General features: G+C 66.9%; 2 protein-coding genes. One reads left to right on the forward strand and one right to left on the reverse strand.

Annotated features, from left to right (window positions below):
• On the reverse strand, positions 1–205 hold a 205-nt coding region (locus AC5Y6Y_RS25705; RefSeq protein ID WP_499930811.1), incomplete at its 3' end, for a hypothetical protein.
• Between AC5Y6Y_RS25705 and AC5Y6Y_RS25710 the strand changes: the two genes are divergently transcribed.
• Positions 180–1,412, forward strand: coding sequence for an IS110 family RNA-guided transposase (locus tag AC5Y6Y_RS25710; protein ID WP_499930809.1), 1,233 nt, complete (start codon positions 180–182; stop codon positions 1,410–1,412). The genes AC5Y6Y_RS25705 and AC5Y6Y_RS25710 overlap by 26 nt on opposite strands.
• Positions 1,413–1,434 lie beyond the last annotated feature (22 nt).

A 1,434-nucleotide genomic window follows, 5' to 3' on the forward strand; every position in this document is an offset into this window, starting at 1 on the left:
CGGGGGCCGAGGTGACGGCCAGTGGTGGTCGCTCGTTGAGGGCCTGCATGACACCGCCGCCCTCGGTCCTCCCGGGGTCGCAGACCGGCATCAGGAAGACGCGCCGCAGAGCGCCAGTTAGTGACCGTCCGGTGGTCGATCCCCTCGCCGCGTCGTCGCTGCCAACCTGAGGAGATCCGTTGTCGAAGAGCACCACAGAACCCATTTACGTCGGTCTGGACTGGGCCGCTGCCACACACGCGGTGTGCGTATTGTCCGCGGTAGGAAATGTTCTGGCGCAGTTCATGATTGACCACACCGCCGAGGGCATCGCTACGCTGATCCGCAAACTCGCCCGATTCGGCGATCCCGCTGATGTACAGATCGGGATCGAACGGCCCAACGGGCGGCTGGTCGACCTGCTGCTCGAAGCCGGCCACCCGGTCATCCCGGTGTCCCCGAACGCCATCAAGACCTGGCGCGACGGCGAAGTCCTTTCCGGCGCGAAGTCCGATGCTGGCGACGCGCTGGTGATCGCTGAGTATCTGCGGCTGCGCCGCCACCGGCTGGACCCCGTAGCGCCCTACAGTGCACAGACCAAGGCATTGCGTACCGTAGTGCGCACCCGCGACGACATCGTCGCCATGCGAGTCTCGGCCACCAACCAACTCAGCGCCCTGCTCGATGACTACTGGCCCGGCGCCAAGGCGATCTTCGCCGATGTTGAATCCCCGATTAGCTTGGCGTTCCTGCGGCAGTACCCCACCGCGGTCCGGGCGGCCCGCCTCGGCGAAAAACGTTTGGCCGCATTCCTGGCCAAGCACGGCTACTCCGGTCGCCGAACAGCCAGTGATCTGCTGGGCCGGCTGCGCGGCACTCCCGCGGGCACAACCGACCCAGCCCTGTCCGCCGCCGTCGCTGACGCCGTGATAGCTCTGGTCACCGTTCTGGAGGCCCTCAACACCGCCTGCAAAGCTCTCGACCGCTCCGTCATCGCCCGCCTCGGGGAGCACCCGGACGCCGAGATCTTCACGTCGCTGCCAAGGTCGGGTCAGATCAACGCCGCCCAGGTGCTCGCCGAGTGGGGCGACTCCCGGGCAGCCTACGACGGACCCGACGCAGTGGCCGCCTTGGCCGGCGCTACACCCGTAACCAAAGCATCCGGCAAGCAATACGCCGTGCACTTCCGCTGGGCCTGCAACAAACGCTTCCGCCGGGCACTGACCACCTTCGCCGACAACAGCCGCCACCAAAGTCCTTGGGCCGCCGACATCTACACCCGAGCTCGCGCTCGCGGCCATGACCACCCGCACGCCGTACGCATCCTCGCCCGCGCCTGGATCCGCGTCATCTACCGCTGCTGGCGCGACCACCGCCCCTACGACCCCAACCTGCACGGCGGAACACAAAGACTGCTGCCCCAAACGGCCTGAGGTTGACTCAGGAAGTGTCATG

It is taken from the genome of Mycobacterium sp. NGS24, assembly GCF_059813065.1.